This window comes from Massiliimicrobium timonense, assembly GCF_002160865.1.
Lineage (GTDB): Bacteria > Bacillota_I > Bacilli_A > Erysipelotrichales > Coprobacillaceae > Allocoprobacillus.
The window spans coordinates 71,079-87,785 of record NZ_NFLJ01000001.1 but is presented as its reverse complement, the minus strand read 5'-3'; the positions used below and the strand labels follow the sequence as shown (position 1 = coordinate 87,785).

The 16,707-nt window shown below is 28.2% G+C and carries 16 protein-coding genes; 4 read left to right on the top strand and 12 right to left on the bottom strand.

The genetic code is table 11. The features are described 5' to 3' along the window. Positions 1 to 5: 5 nt before the first annotated feature. The 11 genes from B5E75_RS00390 to dnaA form a co-directional block, all read right to left on the bottom strand. Positions 6 to 380 carry an immunoglobulin-like domain-containing protein gene (locus B5E75_RS00390; protein ID WP_087356845.1) on the bottom strand — a complete coding sequence of 125 codons (375 nt, stop codon included), beginning with the start codon at positions 378 to 380 and terminating at the stop codon, positions 6 to 8. A 41-nt stretch (positions 381 to 421) separates the two neighbouring features. Next, positions 422 to 2,881 carry a DNA gyrase subunit A gene (gene gyrA, locus B5E75_RS00385; protein WP_087356844.1) on the bottom strand — a complete coding sequence of 820 codons (2,460 nt, stop codon included), beginning with the start codon at positions 2,879 to 2,881 and terminating at the stop codon, positions 422 to 424. A gap of 15 nt (positions 2,882 to 2,896) precedes the next feature. Then, a complete protein-coding gene (gene gyrB, locus B5E75_RS00380; protein ID WP_087356843.1) occupies positions 2,897 to 4,819 on the bottom strand; it encodes a DNA topoisomerase (ATP-hydrolyzing) subunit B in 1,923 nt (640 codons plus the stop codon). Then, complete coding sequence (gene recF / locus B5E75_RS00375) at positions 4,806 to 5,915, bottom strand: DNA replication/repair protein RecF (RefSeq protein WP_087356842.1); 1,110 nt, start codon at positions 5,913 to 5,915, stop codon at positions 4,806 to 4,808. The genes gyrB and recF overlap by 14 nt, the downstream gene beginning before the upstream one ends. After that, a complete protein-coding gene (gene yaaA / locus B5E75_RS00370; RefSeq protein ID WP_087245096.1) occupies positions 5,902 to 6,120 on the bottom strand; it encodes a S4 domain-containing protein YaaA in 219 nt (72 codons plus the stop codon). The genes recF and yaaA overlap by 14 nt, the downstream gene beginning before the upstream one ends. A gap of 173 nt (positions 6,121 to 6,293) precedes the next feature. Continuing rightward, positions 6,294 to 8,693, bottom strand: coding sequence for an ABC transporter permease (locus B5E75_RS00365; RefSeq protein ID WP_087356841.1), 2,400 nt, complete (start codon positions 8,691 to 8,693; stop codon positions 6,294 to 6,296). Then, complete coding sequence (locus B5E75_RS00360; protein WP_087356840.1) at positions 8,690 to 9,373, bottom strand: ABC transporter ATP-binding protein; 684 nt, start codon at positions 9,371 to 9,373, stop codon at positions 8,690 to 8,692. Before B5E75_RS00360 ends, B5E75_RS00365 begins: the two co-directional genes overlap by 4 nt. Positions 9,374 to 9,458: 85 nt before the next feature. Next, the gene (locus B5E75_RS00355) at positions 9,459 to 10,355 is read right to left on the bottom strand and encodes a sensor histidine kinase (protein ID WP_241146589.1); all 897 of its coding nucleotides are present in this window, start codon (positions 10,353 to 10,355) and stop codon (positions 9,459 to 9,461) included. Between the two features lie 3 nt (positions 10,356 to 10,358). After that, complete coding sequence (locus B5E75_RS00350; protein ID WP_087245084.1) at positions 10,359 to 11,030, bottom strand: response regulator transcription factor; 672 nt, start codon at positions 11,028 to 11,030, stop codon at positions 10,359 to 10,361. 51 nt (positions 11,031 to 11,081) lie between these two features. After that, positions 11,082 to 12,185: a DNA polymerase III subunit beta gene (dnaN, locus tag B5E75_RS00345; protein ID WP_087356838.1), complete on the bottom strand. Its 1,104-nt coding sequence runs from the start codon at positions 12,183 to 12,185 to the stop codon at positions 11,082 to 11,084. Between the two features lie 149 nt (positions 12,186 to 12,334). Then, entirely contained in the window at positions 12,335 to 13,678 is a 1,344-nt protein-coding gene (dnaA, locus tag B5E75_RS00340; protein ID WP_087356837.1) for a chromosomal replication initiator protein DnaA, read from the bottom strand. A 509-nt stretch (positions 13,679 to 14,187) separates the two neighbouring features. Between dnaA and rpmH the strand changes: the two genes are divergently transcribed. The 4 genes from rpmH to B5E75_RS00320 are packed head-to-tail and all read left to right on the top strand — an operon-like array spanning position 14,188 to position 16,177. Then, on the top strand, positions 14,188 to 14,322 hold the full coding sequence (gene rpmH, locus B5E75_RS00335; RefSeq protein WP_003535525.1) for a 50S ribosomal protein L34: 135 nt from the start codon (positions 14,188 to 14,190) through the stop codon (positions 14,320 to 14,322). A 38-nt stretch (positions 14,323 to 14,360) separates the two neighbouring features. Continuing rightward, a complete protein-coding gene (gene rnpA, locus B5E75_RS00330; protein WP_087356836.1) occupies positions 14,361 to 14,696 on the top strand; it encodes a ribonuclease P protein component in 336 nt (111 codons plus the stop codon). A gap of 2 nt (positions 14,697 to 14,698) precedes the next feature. Next, the gene (locus B5E75_RS00325) at positions 14,699 to 15,559 is read left to right on the top strand and encodes a YidC/Oxa1 family membrane protein insertase (RefSeq protein WP_087356835.1); all 861 of its coding nucleotides are present in this window, start codon (positions 14,699 to 14,701) and stop codon (positions 15,557 to 15,559) included. Between the two features lie 15 nt (positions 15,560 to 15,574). Then, positions 15,575 to 16,177: a Jag family protein gene (locus B5E75_RS00320; RefSeq protein WP_087356834.1), complete on the top strand. Its 603-nt coding sequence runs from the start codon at positions 15,575 to 15,577 to the stop codon at positions 16,175 to 16,177. Between the two features lie 102 nt (positions 16,178 to 16,279). Here B5E75_RS00320 and B5E75_RS14680 read toward each other — a convergent pair whose 3' ends face one another. Further along, complete coding sequence (locus B5E75_RS14680; protein ID WP_164483527.1) at positions 16,280 to 16,450, bottom strand: hypothetical protein; 171 nt, start codon at positions 16,448 to 16,450, stop codon at positions 16,280 to 16,282. Positions 16,451 to 16,707 lie beyond the last annotated feature (257 nt).

Sequence of the window (16,707 nt, the reverse complement as noted above, 5' to 3'; positions counted from 1 at the left end):
TCATTTTAATCAATAACATGACATCCTGATTCTATATACTTCTGTCCTTTTAAAACATAAGTATCCTGAGATCCATTTAAATTCATAACGATTTGTTTATTATTTAAGACTTCAACAAGACGTTTAACAGTCTGATTTTTGTATTGATATTTAATTTCATATTGTCCTTCTTGAGATGTATCAACATTCCCAATCATTTCTACATCTTCAAGATTTGTTCCCTTTTCTTCATAAATAGAATTTAGCATGAAAACTTCTTTTTCATTTCCTATTAATTCTAATGTTTCTGTTTTTCTAAACACAAACCAAAAAATCAAAACAATCATAACAATGATAGGAATGAATGTTATCATAACATGTTTTTTATTGAGTTTTCTCATTTTTTCCTTCCCCATAAGAGAATAGTATGTCCTACGACATACTATTCTTCTTCATTATCTTCAGTTTCTTCTTCAGATTTATCAACAACTTCTACACTTGAAACAATTGATCCTTCAGCAACTTTAATCAATCTGACACCTTGAGTATTTCTTCCAGCCAATTTTACTTGTTCCATTGGAAGTCTAATCATAATACCTTCACTTGTCATGATTAATAAATCTTCATCACCATTAACAGCTCTTAAAGCTACCAATTGTCCTGTCTTTTCAGTCGTATTAATTGTTTTTACACCTTTACCACCACGATGTGATTCACGGTAATCTTCTATTGGAGACATCTTACCATAACCATTTTCACTAATAGCCATAATATATTGTCCTTCTCCGTTTGTTGTCATACCCACAACATGACTACCATCTACATTAATACCTTTGACACCAGATGCTGTTCTACCCATTGGTCTGACATCATTTTCATTAAATCTAATTAATTTTCCATTAGATGCTGCAACAAGAATTTCTTCATTTTCTTTTGTTAATTTCACAGCAACCAACTGATCTTCATCTTTTAAATTAATCGCAATCTTACCAGACTGTCTAATATTTTTAAATTCTTCAATAGAAGTTTTCTTAACTAAACCATTTAATGTCACAAAGAATAGATATAGATTCTTATCTTCATCAATATCATCTTTATCAATAGAAATCATAGATTTAACACTTTCATCTTTATCTAGATTTAATAAATTAACAACAGGTAATCCTTTAGCAGTTCTACCAAATTCAGGAATATTATATCCTTTTAAACGATAGACTTTACCAAAGTTTGTAAAGAATAATAAATCATCATGAGTACTCATATGAATAAGAGCATCCACAATATCATCCTCATTGGTTCCCATACCTTTGATACCTCTACCACCTCTATTTTGTGTTTTATAAGTATCAACAGGCATACGTTTGACATATCCATTAGAAGTTAAAGAAATAATCACATCTTCGACTGGAATTAAATCTTCATCTTCTAAATCAAATGTTCCTTGAATAATTTCAGTTCTTCTCTTATCAGCAAATTTAGCTTTAATTTCTAATAATTCTTTTTCAATAATTTCTAATATTCTTTCTCTTTTTGCAAGAATATCTTTTAAATCAGCAATCAATTCTAATAATTGATTTAATTCATTTTCAATCTTTTCTCTTTCCAAACCAGCTAATCTTTGAAGCTGCATTTCTCTGATTGCTTTTGCTTGTCGATCAGACATATCAAATTCATCCATCAATCTCTGTTGAATAATTTCTGTTGTTCGTGATGAACGAATGAGTTCAATAATAGCATCAATCTGATCTAATGCTCTTTTTAAACCATCTAAAATATGAGCACGATCTTCAGCTTTCTTTAAATCATAAGCTGTTCTTCTTCTAATCACTTCTTCTTGATGATCAAGATAGTAAGTAATCATTTGTTTTAGATTTAAAGTTTGAGGTTGGTTATTCACTAAGGCAATAGAATTTACACCAAAAGTTGTCTGTAAAGCTGTTAATTTAAATAACTGATTTAAAATGACTTCTGGTTGAACATCTTTACGAAGTTCAATCATAATACGAATACCTTCACGGTTAGATTCATCACGTATTTCTGTAATACCTTCAATACGTTTTTCTTTAACATGTTCAGCCATTTTTTCAATTAAACGAGCTTTATTGACCATATATGGTATTTCAGTAACAACAATAGCTTTTTTACCACCATGAATATCAATAATATCCGTTTTCGCTCTCATGACAATTAAGCCATTACCAGTTTCATAAGCTTTTTTAATCGCTGATTTACCTAAGATATAAGCTCCTGTTGGAAAATCAGGTCCCTGAATATAATTTTCCATTAATTCTAGAATCGTAATATCAGGATTATGAGAAACAGCCGATATGGCATCAATGACTTCACCTAAATTATGAGGTGGAATATTTGTAGCCATACCAACTGCAATTCCTGTTGTCCCATTGACTAATAAATTAGGGAAACGTGATGGCATAACTTCTGGTTCTGATTCTTCACCATCATAGTTAGGAATAAAATTGACTGTATCTTTATTAATATCTCTCACCATTTCCATAGAAATCTTAGACATTCTGGCTTCAGTATAACGTTGTGCCGCAGCGCCATCACCATCAATAGAACCAAAGTTTCCATGACCGTCTACTAACATATAACGATAACTGAAATCCTGTGCCATACGAACTAAAGCTTCATAGATTGAAGAGTCACCATGAGGATGGTATTTCCCCATAACCTCCCCAACAATACGCGCTGATTTCTTATATGGTTTATCACTATAACATCCAAGTTCATTCATTCCATGCACAATTCTTCTTTGAACAGGCTTTAATCCATCTCTCACATCTGGTAAAGCTCTTTGAACAATAACTGACATGGCATAATTGATAAAGGATTGTTTCATTTCTTTTGTTAATGATCTTTTCTTAATTCCACGTTCTTCCATTTTTTCTCTCCTTTACTATAAGTCTAATTCTGCCATTTGTGCATTTTCTTGAATAAATTCACGTCTTGGTTCAACTTTTTCACCCATCAGCATATCAAACATAGCATCAGCCTGCATAGCATCATCTAAATCAATTTGCCATAAAACACGATGTTCTGGATTCATTGTTGTATCCCATAACTGTTCAGCATTCATTTCTCCTAAACCTTTATAACGCTGAATAGAAATTTTGGCATTTTCACCAATTTCTTCTTTTTTCTTCTCCAATTCATAATCAGAATATAAATAATATTCTTCTTTTCCATGTTTCAATAAATATAATGGTGGCTGTGCTGCATACACATATCCTTCTTCAATTAATGGCTTTAAGAAACGATATAAGAATGTCAACATCAAAATACGAATATGTCCACCATCAACATCGGCATCGGTCATGATGACAATTTTATGATATCTTAATTTACTAATATCAAATTCTTCACCAATACCCGTTCCAAAAGCTGTAATCATCGAACGAATTTCAGCATTTCCTAAAATTCTATCTAATCTTGATTTTTCAACATTTAAAATCTTACCACGTAATGGCAAAATGGCCTGAGTTCTACGATCTCTACCCATCTTAGCACTACCACCGGCAGAATCCCCTTCGACAATGAATACTTCACATTCACTAGGATCCTTAGATGAGCAGTCAGCTAATTTACCTGGCAAGGCAATACTATCTAAAGCTGTTTTTCTTCTTGTCATTTCTCTGGCACGTTTGGCTGCCATTCTGGCACGACTTGCAACAATAGCTTTATTGATAATAATTTGTGCAGTATTTGGATTTTCTAATAAGAATTTATCTAACGCTGTTGAAATGATATTACTTGCGATTTTTCTCACTTCAGCATTTCCTAATTTTGTTTTTGTCTGCCCTTCATATTGAGGATCAGGATGCTTCACTGAAATAATCGCTGTTAACCCTTCACGGCAATCATCCCCACTTAAAGATTCCTCATCTTTTTTCAGGAAATTATTATTTTTGGCATAATTATTAATGACTCTTGTTAAAGCAAGACGGAAACCTTCTTCATGAGTTCCTCCTTCATGCGTATTGATATTATTACAGAAAGAGTAGATATTTGGCTGATATCCATCATTATATTGCATACCAACTTCAACTTTAATATCATCTATTTCATCTTCTACATAAATAATTTCTTCATGAATAGGCGTTTTATTACGATTCAAATAAGCAACATATTCTTTAATACCACCTTCATAGTGATATTCATTTTTCTTATGTGGTGTCTGTCTATGATCTTCTAAAATTAATTTCAATCCTTTATTTAAGAAAGCCAATTCACGGATTCTCTGATTTAATGTTTCATAATCATATACAGTTGTTTCTTCAAAAATCAAAGGATCAGCTTTAAAAGTAACTGTTGTTCCAGTATCATCACAATCACCAATAATCTTTAAATCTTCAACAGGTTGTCCACCTTTTTCAAATCTTTGATAATAAATATGACCATCTCTATGTACATAAACTTCTAACCATTCACTTAATGCATTAACAACGCTGGCACCAACACCATGTAGACCACCAGAAACTTTGTAGCCTCCACCTCCAAATTTACCACCAGCATGTAAAACAGTTAAAATTGTTTCAACTGTACTCTTACCAGTTTTCGCATGAACACCTGTTGGCATACCACGTCCATTATCAATAACCTTGACAACATCGCCTTCTTCTAAAATCACTTTAATTTCACTACAAAATCCAGCTAAAGCTTCATCAATAGAGTTATCAACAATTTCCCATACCAAATGATGTAAACCTCTAGAAGACGTTGAACCAATATACATACCTGGTCTTTTTCTAACAGCTTCTAATCCTTCTAAGACTTGAATATCAGATTCATTATAACTGTGTTGAACTTTATTTTCTTCCATAGCTTTCTCCTTTCACATTTCCATTTTCAATGACGATTTTCTTTGCTTTATCTATAACCTGATGATGAATACCATCAATATTTGTTGAAGTTAAAAAAGTCTGAACCTTTCCTTCAATTAAATTCAATAACTTCGTCTTTCTTGTATCATCTAATTCACTTAAAACATCATCTAACAACAAAACAGGATATTCTCCGATTTCTTTTTTAATCAATTCTAATAAAGCGATTTTGATTGCTAAAACAATAGATCTTTGTTGCCCTTGTGAAGCATAAGTTATAGCATCCTGTTGATTTAAACACATCACCAGATCATCTTTATGAATACCATGTGTTGTCTGTTTAAAAGCAATATCTTTTTGATAATTCTTTCGATAATCTTCTAAAATACCTTCATAACTCATATCTTTATAATGTGTTTTATATTTAATTGATAATACTTCCTGATGTAAAGCAATATAATCATACATTTTCGTAGATATCTCATTTAATAATTCTACAAATTCAATTCTTTTCTTTAATAATTGAACTTGCAATTGTGCCATCTGTTCAGATAAAACCTCTAAGTAATCATCAGCTTTTAAATGTTTTTCATTTAATAATTTCAAATATTTATTTCTTTCTTTTAATAATCTTTGATATTTATTAAAATCATACATATATATAGGTGATATTTTAGATAACTCCATATCAATCAATTTTCTTCTTAATTTTGGACTTCCTTTTATTAACATTAAATCCTCAGGAATAAATAAAACAACATTTAAATAACCAACATAATCACTTGTTTTTTTAATTTCATTATGATTAATCAAAGCTTTCTTTCCTAACTTTGATAAAACAATCTCTAAATTTAATGTCTTTTGATTATTAATAACCTGTCCTTGAATTTTCGCAAAGTCCTGATCAAAATAAATCATTTCATCTATGACTTTTGTCTTAAAACTTTTAGACATTGATAAAATATATATAGCTTCTAATAAGTTTGTTTTTCCTTGAGCATTTTGACCAATTAAAATATTAATAAAAGGATCAAATTTTACTGAACAATCAATATAATTTCTAAAATTCTTTAATTGAATACTATGAATCTTCATTAATGATTAGATATTCTTGTCCATCAAAAGAAACAATATCCTGATGATAGAGCTTTTTCCCACGTCTTGTTTCTACTTCACCATTGACAAGAACCAGTCCATCACTAATGACTAATTTAGCTTCAGCTCCACTACTTACAGCATCAGCTAATTTAAGTAATTGTCCTAAAGTAATATACTCACTATGAATTGTAACTTCTTTCATATATTTATCACCCATACTTTCATAACCTGAACTATTATATCACAAAAACATCAAAAATGATAGTTTTTATGGCTTATATTCAATATTTATAAAAAAAGTGATAAATCTCATTTTTATATAAAAACCTCTTATAAGCTAAATATAAGCTAAAAAATGATATATAGTCTTTTTGACTACATATCATCTTTTAATGTTTCTATAATATTCTGTTTTCTAAAACGATTTAATCCTAATTTAAATGTTAAGATCATCACTATCATCATCACTATAAATGATATCAAATAAGCTATCCATGATGGTCTAAAAGGTATAGTGTTAAAAGATAAATTATATAATAGAAATTCTATTATTATACAGAATGGTAAACTATATACAAATGATTTTATGCCATAAATAGAAGATTCTTTCCATAACATTTTTTTCATATCATTGACACTCATGCCTATACTCATGAACATCGCAAATTCTTTTTTCCTTTTTTCTATGCTGGCACTCATCATATTTAAGATATTTAATAATGTAAATATAAGTAAAATTGTTATAAATCCATAAACAAATATCTCTACAATTGTCATAAACTCAATTCTTTCCTGATTAGCTGATGTTTCATCGTAACTGCTTAATCCATAAGATTCCAATTCTTGATTTAATTGTTCATGTTGTTGTGTCTGAATATAAATTTCTATATTCGTAGACCCAAACTCTTTTTCAAAATAGTCTGTGGAAACAATAAAAGTTAATTCATAAGGATTAATTATATTATATTCATCAGATGTTTCTATCATTTGAATATCTTGAAAATTTTGAATATCTATCTTCTTTTCTTTTTCAGTTTTTTCATCTAGATAACTGATATATATATCTTGAATGAAGTTTCTGTCCATTTTTTTATAAACTGACGAAATTTCTGTTTCATTTTCGCCCAAGATTAAAGATTGATTATATGTTAATGCTAAATCATTTGATGGCTGAATACCATTATCCTCACATAATTGATTAAATCTTTGATTGTCAATACATTGAATATAAATTCCTATAGTTTTTGGACTTTCATATGTTAAATAATCAGGATCAATATCTACATTAACAAATTCTAATCCTCTCAAATAATAATCATTATCATATTGACTGTTATTTAAAATATCAATAACATCTTGTCTATTTTTCATTTTGACATCTGAAACTGAAATATCATAATCATGAATACCACTTTCTTTTTTGACAGTATTAATAAAATTTTTACCAAAACTTGTCATAGAAACAAAGATAATCATTGATAACATTAAGGAAATAATAATAACTCTGGATTTGATTCCTTGTCTTTTATAATTTTTAATAGACAATTGCCATGAAACATTTAAAAATTTTGATAAAAAACGATTTAATTGAAGTCTTTTCTTTTTCACTTTAACTTCATCACTTTTCGTTAAAGCATCCATCACAGATATTTTTGATATTCTTCTTGCAGGTATATATAATGCGATAAAAGTAATCAAAAACGAACCTATAATAACGAGACATAAATATAATGGTGAGATTTGCGTATGAATAGATAAGTTGAGATCTTTTAAAATTTTCATTTGATTAGCAAATGAAAAAGCAATATTTAATCCTATAAAACTACATAGAATTCCAAATGGTATCGCAATAATGGATAATATGAATCCTTCAAAATAAACAGAACATTTCTTTTGTTTAGGCGTAGCACCTACGCTTGAAAGCATCCCAAGATATTGAATACGATCTGTTGTTGATAGATGGAATGCCTGATATATAATCATAACAGATACAAAACTAATAATACCAATCATAATATAAATCATATGATATACATCTGTATATCCAGCAGTTAAACCTTCTTCAAAGATATTCTGTACAGCCAAATAAGATGAATTATATGGTATATAATATTTGGAAGATGTTGTACTCTCCATGTTTTGTATTTTTTCCTTTAAATTTTGTACATGCTGAAATATATTTTTGGAAACATCTTTATCTTTAATATACATTGTATAATCTTGAGTTAAATCTATATAAGAAAATGCCTGATATATATTTCCCATGAAATCTTGAGATTGATAACTATTCATAAATCCTACAATTGTATATGTTTGTTGATTATCAAATGTTATCTGATCTCCTATTTTTTTATCAATATGATTCATTTTTAAAAATTCTGGTGTTATGACAATTTCATTCTTATTAACAGGTAATCTTCCATCAATAATATAATCATAGAGTCCTTTCTTTTGAAAATATAATGAATCACCAGACTTCATATATAACTGTGAATCTTGATAATCAAGTTGTGTTGTACAAGAAAAATAATATTCATCGACTTGAGAATCATCTTTTATTAAATCAATAATTTGTTGTCTATTATCAACAATGCGATAATGATAATCTCCTATTGTTTTTTCTATATAACTTTTATAATAGGCTTTACCTGATGAAAAAGCTATTCCTACACTACTCATCATAATTACTGATACCATAATGCATAACATCGTTAATAAACTTCTTTTCTTATTGGCTTTCAAATATCTTAAAGTCAATGTATTCGTGATTTTCATTTTCTTAAAACCTCATCTTTTTTTATTTTTCCATCTTCTATGACGATGATTCTATCTGCCTGCATTGCTATATTTTCATCATGAGTAATCATGATTAAGGTCTGTTTATATCTTTTTTGTGTTAATTTCAGTAAATCTATGATTTCTTTACTGTTTTTTGAATCAAGATTTCCTGTTGGTTCATCCGCAAGAACCAGTGATGGTGCATTCATTAATGCTCTTCCTATTGATACACGTTGTTGCTGTCCTCCTGAAAGTTCTCTTGGTAGATGTTTTTCTCTTGATTTCAAATCTAATATACGTAGTAATTCATCCAGTTTTTCCTGATTCACTTGTTTATTATCCAGCAATACTGGCAATGTCATATTTTCTTCAACGGTTAATATAGGAATTAAATTATAAAATTGATAAATCAACCCTACTTCCCTTCTTCTAAATATGGCTAATTCATTTTCATTCTTTTTATAGACATTCTGTCCATTGACAATCACTTCACCACTTGTTGGTTTATCAACACCCCCGATCAAATGCAGTAATGTACTCTTCCCTGATCCGGATGAACCTACAATAGCTATAAATTCACCTTTTTCAATAGTAAATGAAACATGATCTAAGGCTACAACCTTATTTTCATCATTTCCATATATTTTTGTTAAATTTTTAACTTCTAGTATTGCCATATATTCTCCCTCCTCAATTGTATTGTATCAAATAAAAATGACAAACCCGTGACAATAAAGTGACAGATTTGTCATAATCAAATATCTATACATTTTCTTTATATAAATGAATTGTAAATTTTGTGCCAGGATATGTATTTTCTACTTGAATTGTTCCATTTTGTTTTTCAACAATCATTAAACTTAATGCCAATCCAATTCCAACACTATCATTTTTTGAATTTTTACCTTTATAAAATCTTTCAAATAGATGCTTTAAATCTTCCTGATCAATACCACAACCATTATCTTGAATAATGATTTCATCATATAAAGGATTTTGATTCATTTCTATATGAATGATTCCATTTTGTTCTACATGTTCTATACAATTTTTTAAAATATTGGATAAAGCTTCTAAAGTCCATAAAATATCACATTTGAATATATCTGATTCTTGAATATTGATTTGTAATTGAATATCTTTCATATCTATTTGTATTTCAAATGGATTTAATAACTGTAAAACAAAATCTTTCTGTGTAATGCTTTCCTGATGAAAAGTAACTGTCTGGGCATCTAATTGTGCCATTTTTAATAAACTCATCACGAGCCATTCAATTTTATCTAATAATTTCTTTTCTTCTTTTAATAACTGTCTTTTTTCATTGCCTTCTGCTTTATTTAATCTTTCATGAATTAAATTTAAAGCTGTTAAAGGTGTTTTCATTTGATGAGATATATCTTCCAGATATTCTTTTAAAATCAGTTTTTCATTTTCTAATAAATGATTTTGTTCATAAATCTTATTGATTAATTTACATATATCACTCTCTAAGATAGAAAGATTTCCCTCTTTATATTTTTGAATATAAAAATCATTATGATGAAATAAAATATCATTGATTTGTTTAGAAATAAAAATAATTTTTTTATTTTGTTTATAGATATAAAAACATAAACCACCAATAATACAACATAGTAAGAATATAATGATATACATGATCTAATCTCCTAGTTGATAACCCAATCCTCTTTTGGTTTGTATGATTTGAGGATGTTGAGGTTGATCTTCTATCTTATTTCTTAATCTTTTAATATAAACAGTCAAAGTATTATCATTCATATCTTCACCCGTCATCTGATAAAGTTCTTCTAATAAAAATTCTCTTGTTAGTAAATGATGAGCATGTTGTACAAATATCAATAATAATTTATATTCTAAAGCTGATAAAAAGATTTCCTGATGATTTTTAAAGACTTTAGCTTGAGAAATATAAACTTGAAGATTCTGATATTGGAATATCTGATCTTGTTTTTTATATCTTCTTAAAATATTTTGAATACGTGATAATAGTATTCGAGGTTGAAATGGTTTTGATATATAATCATCTGCTCCTAAATCAAGTCCTGTAATAATACTAAATTCATCACTTTGGGCTGTTAAGAAAATAATAGGAATATCATAATAAGCTTTAATTTCATTATATAAAGAAAAGCCATTACCTTCTTTTAATGAAATATCTAATAAGATTAAATCTATAGATTGTTGTTGGAGTATTTGCATTGCCTTTTTTTGTCCATCAACAGCTATTAAATGATAACCATTTTCTCTTAAATAAGAATTTAAATGCTTAACGATTTGTAAATCATCTTCAACCAGTAAAATCTTTTCCATAATATCACCAACCAAATTATAACAAAAAAAGCTAATCAATCATAGATTAGCTTAATAAGTTCTGACTGGCAATACTAATTGAATGATATCTTCTCTTTCAAAATCTTTAATAATGAAAGGTCGCATCTCACCTGTAAAAAGGACTCTCACTTTTTGACCATTAATACTTTTAATAGCGTCAGTTAAATACTTAGCACTAAAAGATATTTTTAATGGTTCTCCTTTATAGAAAGCTCTCGAAAGATTTTCTTCAACTGAACCAATTTCTTGAGAAAAAGAAGATAAAATAACATGATCTTGATCCATTGTTAATTTAACAATGTTTGTTTGTTCATTTGTAAGTAATGATGCACGATCAATAGAATTTAATAAACTTGTACTATCAATACTCATAGAATAATCAAAACTATCTGGAATTAAACGTCCTGTATCAGGGAAAGTACCATCAATTAATCTTGTTTGGATTAAAACATGATCAAAGACAAATAAAACTTTACGATCAGAAACATATAAATCAATCAATTCATCTTTTTCAATAATACGACTGATTTCAATTAAACTCTTTTTAGGAATAATAATATTAAATGAAATATCAGAATCAATATTTAAAATACGTTTTGCTAAACGATAACTATCTGTCGCAATACATTCTAAAACATGATTTTTTGCTTTAAAATTAACACCAGTTAAAACAGGTCTTGTTTCTTTTTCACTTGTCGCAAAAGAAGTTTGTTCTATAGCTTCTTTTAAATCAGTAGATTTCATTTGTAAATTTACACCTGTTTTATTTAAATCAATACGAGGATAATCAATATAAGATGTTCCATTTAAATCAAAACGAGAGTTAGCTCCTTCAATTCTTGTCAGTGTTCCATCTACAATAAAAATATGTACATCTTCAGAATCAATCTTCTTAATAATTTCTAAAATATAACGAGAAGATAAAACAACACTTCCAGTTTTAATAATTTCAATGTTATCATGAATACTTGTTTGAATAGTAATATCGCTATCACTACCAGTTAAAATTAATTCATCTTCTTTTAAATCAAATTTAATTCCTGTTAAAACAGGTAAAGGGCTTTTTATAGAAACTGCTCTTGAAACTTTTGTTAAAGCATTTAATAATTCTATTCTTTTAATTTTAAAATTCATAAATGTTCTCCTTTATATTTTATATTATTTAAATAATATCATAATAATAATACTGTGCACAATATGAATAAGTTAAAAAAAGTCATGTTTTATTCATGGTTTTTTTTATTTTCCTATGTGCATAAGTTGTGGATAACTGTGCATAACTTTTACACAAGCTTCTTTTTAATATCTTGAATTGCTTGACGATAATTCATATCTTTCTCTAATTTTTGTTGAACTTTATGACAGGCTTTCATGACCGTAGAATGATCACGCCCTCCAAATTCATGTCCTATTTGAATAAATGAAATATCTTCAATCAATTCTCTTACAAGATACATGGCAATGTGTCTTGCGACAATAATACTTGATGTTCTTGATTTAGAATTAATTTGAGCAACTGTTAAATTATAGTAATCAGCAACACATTTTTTTATATTTGATACTGTTAATTCTTTCTTTTGCGCTGGTTGACTATAAGAATCACTAAAAGCTTCCAAAGCAAAATTTAAATCAATAATATCTAATTTTTTACCACATATGAGTTTATAAAATAATAATCTTTTTAAGCTTCCTTCAAGTTCTCTCACATCAGTATTAAAATGAGTAGCAATAAAATCCAAAACTTCTTCAGTAATCGGATAATCAACATTTTCTATTTCTATTTTTTTTCTTAAGATAGCTTTAGCTGTTTCAAACTCTGGGGTGTCAATACTCACCGTTAAACCAGATGAAAAACGACTGACTAAACGACTTTCCATTCCTTTTAAATCTCGAGGAGGTTTATCTGAGGTAATGACAATTTGTTTTTTATTACTTATTAAAGTATTAAATATGTTAAAAAAGATTTCACTTGATGATTCTTTGGTAGCCATGAATTGAATATCATCTATTAATAAGATATCCATTTGACGATATTTGTAGTTAAATTCATCCATAGAATGATTTGCTAATGATTGAATATATTCATTAACAAAGTTTTCACTTGTTGTAAATAAGACATGGATAGATGGATCACGTTTTTTAGCATAATTTCCAATTGCATTTAATAAATGGGTTTTTCCTAGACCAGAATTACTATGAATAAATAAAGGACTATAAGATACACCAGGTTTCATTGCAACGGCTAAAGATGCATTTTGAGCAATTCTATTACTATTTCCAATAACAAAATTATCAAATGTTAAATCAGGATTTAAATGATCATCAAATTGTAATAGATGTTCCTGATGAACATGACTTTTTTGAAAATCTTCTTCAGTCATTAAATGAAGTTGATAATGCCCATTAGTGACAGTGTTATAAATTTCTTGTAGATGTGTTAAATATGGTTCTACAACATCTAAACTCCATTTTGTATCAATGGTGATTGTGACAACACTTCCAACAATGTCTTTAATTTCTAAGGTAGTGAAAAAAGAATCAAATGTAATCTTATCTAAACCATAATCATCAAGTTTTCCTTGAAACAGGCTCAAAGTTTTTTGCCAGTTCATATCTAAATTATTCATTTTCACCATCTCCAAGACTCATTATAAAGGAAAAAGTGCATAAATAGAAGATGAAAAAAATTGTGCACAACTTATTCACATAGTTATGCACATCAAATTATATTGATATATCGGTCTTTTTTTAGTTTTACACAAATTTTCATAGCTGTGAATTGTGCATAAAAAGTTATGCCATGTGCATAATTGTGCACAATTTGTCAAAGATATTTTCATTCACAAGAAAATTCACATATTATGCACAAGAAAAATGTCGATATATGTGAATATTTGCTAAGTTATGCACAATTGTGCATAACTTTTAAGAATATGTGCATAAGTTGTGAACAAACATATTTTCTTTATTCTATCATATGCAAAAGTATTAAAAAATAGAACATTTGAGAAAGTGAAAATGCTTGAATAATCAAATAATTTTCTATATTTTCATTGACTTATAAAAACAAAACCCATATAATAATGGGGCATATGTTATTGTGTATAAAAAAATTATTAATTTGGAGGTGTAACGAATGAAAAGAACATATCAACCAAATAAGAGAAAAAGATCAAAAACTCATGGTTTTAGAGCTAGAATGGCAACAGTAGGCGGAAGAAAAGTACTTGCTCGTCGCCGTAAGAGAGGAAGAAAAGTTTTATCTGCCTAAAAAATTCCACTTTAATGTGGTTTTTTTTCTAAAAAAATATGAAAAAAGAATATCGTATAAAGAAGAATGAAGATTTCCAAACTATTATAAAAAAGAAAAAATCTGTAGCTAATAAACAATTTGTTGTTTATTATCATCAAACTGATAATCATTTAAGAGTGGGAATCTCAGTAAGTAAAAAATTAGGAAACGCTGTTGTTCGTAATAAGATTAAAAGACAAGTCAGAATGATGGTTCAACAAGTTTTTGATAGAAATCAGAAGATGGATTTTATTATTATAGTGAGATATGATTTTTTAAATCATTCTTATCAAGATAATTTAAATAGTATTGTATCTCTATATAATAAAATAAGGAGAAGGATGGAAAAGTAACAATGTATTTAGATCAACGTACAAAGAAGTTTTTAAAGGTATTTGCTTTAGTAGCTGTGATTTTTGTGTTAGTGGGATGTACAAGTAATCTTGATAAAAATGGACATCTTATTGCTTCACGAGCTATTACTGAATCTACACCTTGGAGTTTAAGTGAATTAGGATTTTTTGATTTCATTTTAACTTATCCAATTGCAAGAGGTATTTTGTTTATTAGTAAGTTAGGAAATGTGGCTTATGGGGTTGTTGGTATGACAATCTTTATTAACTTATTAATTTTACCTATTATGATTAAGTCAACTGAATCAACACAAAAAATGCAGTTGCTTCAACCAGAAATGGAAAGAATTCAAAGAAAATATGCTGGTAGAAAAGATCAGGCATCACAAATGCGTCAAACTGCTGAAATCCAAGCTTTATATAAAAAGCATAATATCAGTATGTTTAGTAGTTTTTCAACATTCTTAACATTACCTATCATGTTAGCAGTATGGCAGGCAGTTCAAAGAGTTGAAATATTATATAGTTCAACTTTATTTGGATTAAAATTAGGTATTACACCAATGTCAGCTATTACTAAAGGTGAATGGGCTTATATTGTGATTGTCGCTTTAGTTGGTTTAACACAGTATTTTGCGATTGAAATTAACAGTATTATGTTAAAGAGAAATCCTCGTTATAAGGTATCAAGACAACAACAATCAATGAAAACAATGAATATTGTAATGACTGTTATGATTGTCTGGTTTGCAGTATCTATGCCAACAGCAATGTCATTATATTGGATTACAACAAGTTTAATTACAATTGCAAGAACAATTTATATTCAACTTTATCACATTGAAAAGAAAAAAGATAAATAAGGACTGGGCAAATATATGAAAACATATGAAGGAAAAACTTTAGATGATGTCATTCAACATGCTTGCCAAGATTTAGGAATTACTCCTGATGAATTGACATATGAAATTATTGAAGAAAAAAAGGGTTTGTTTTCTAAAAAAGTTGTTATTGAATGTTATTGTGAAAGTATGGTTCAAGAATACTTGGAAAGTTTTGTAAGAAAGACACTTACAAATATGGGATTTCAAGTAGAAACTGTATCTTATATTCAAGATGGACGCATTTATTGCAATATTAATACGGATAATAATTCTATTTTAATTGGTAAAGGTGGAGTTATTTTAAGAGCGTTTAATCTTATCGCAAGACAAGCGGTTCAAAATGAATTTAAGAAAAGATTTGAAATTAGTTTAGATATTAATGGTTATAGAGAAACAAGATATAAAAAAGTTTCAGCTATGGCAAAAAGACTTGGTAAACAAGTTTTAAGAACAAAGATTGCTGTAAAACTTGATCCTTTACCAGCTGATGAAAGAAAAGTTGTGCATCAAACAATTGCTGATTTTAATAAACATTTAAAAACTGAAAGTCAAGGCGAAGGAAAAGACAGATTTACGACAATTTCATATGTAGATTAATAAAAAAGAGCTAAAACAAAATCACTTTTTCTAAAGTTGATTTGTTTAGCTCTTTTTTTGTTATCTAAAATTTGAAAATAAGTTTACACAGATTTATTATTTTTAATATTTTAAAATAAAATAAATCACATAAATCCAGCTTAATAAACCATGAAAAATAGCCCAACCAACAGAATGCCATGTTGTATAACTTATAACCATAGCTAAAGCACTACCAAATGTGATACCTGATTTGACTGTCTTTTTTACAACTGTGACTTTGTTTTCTTCCATGAATTATGCCTCCTTTTTGATAATAGGTGTTCCTATATGTTTATCTAATCGCCATTGAGGAGCCATTCCATCATCGCCCCAATATTCATCAATAGACATGATAAGTTGATCTTTTAATTTTATAAAAGATACAACATGAAATGATAAAGAATGATCTGATGAAAATACATGAACAACAGTGATGATTAAATCATGAAGATATTCTGTTCTTTCAATATGACCATCCCATTGACCGGGATATTCACAATTTGCCTAAA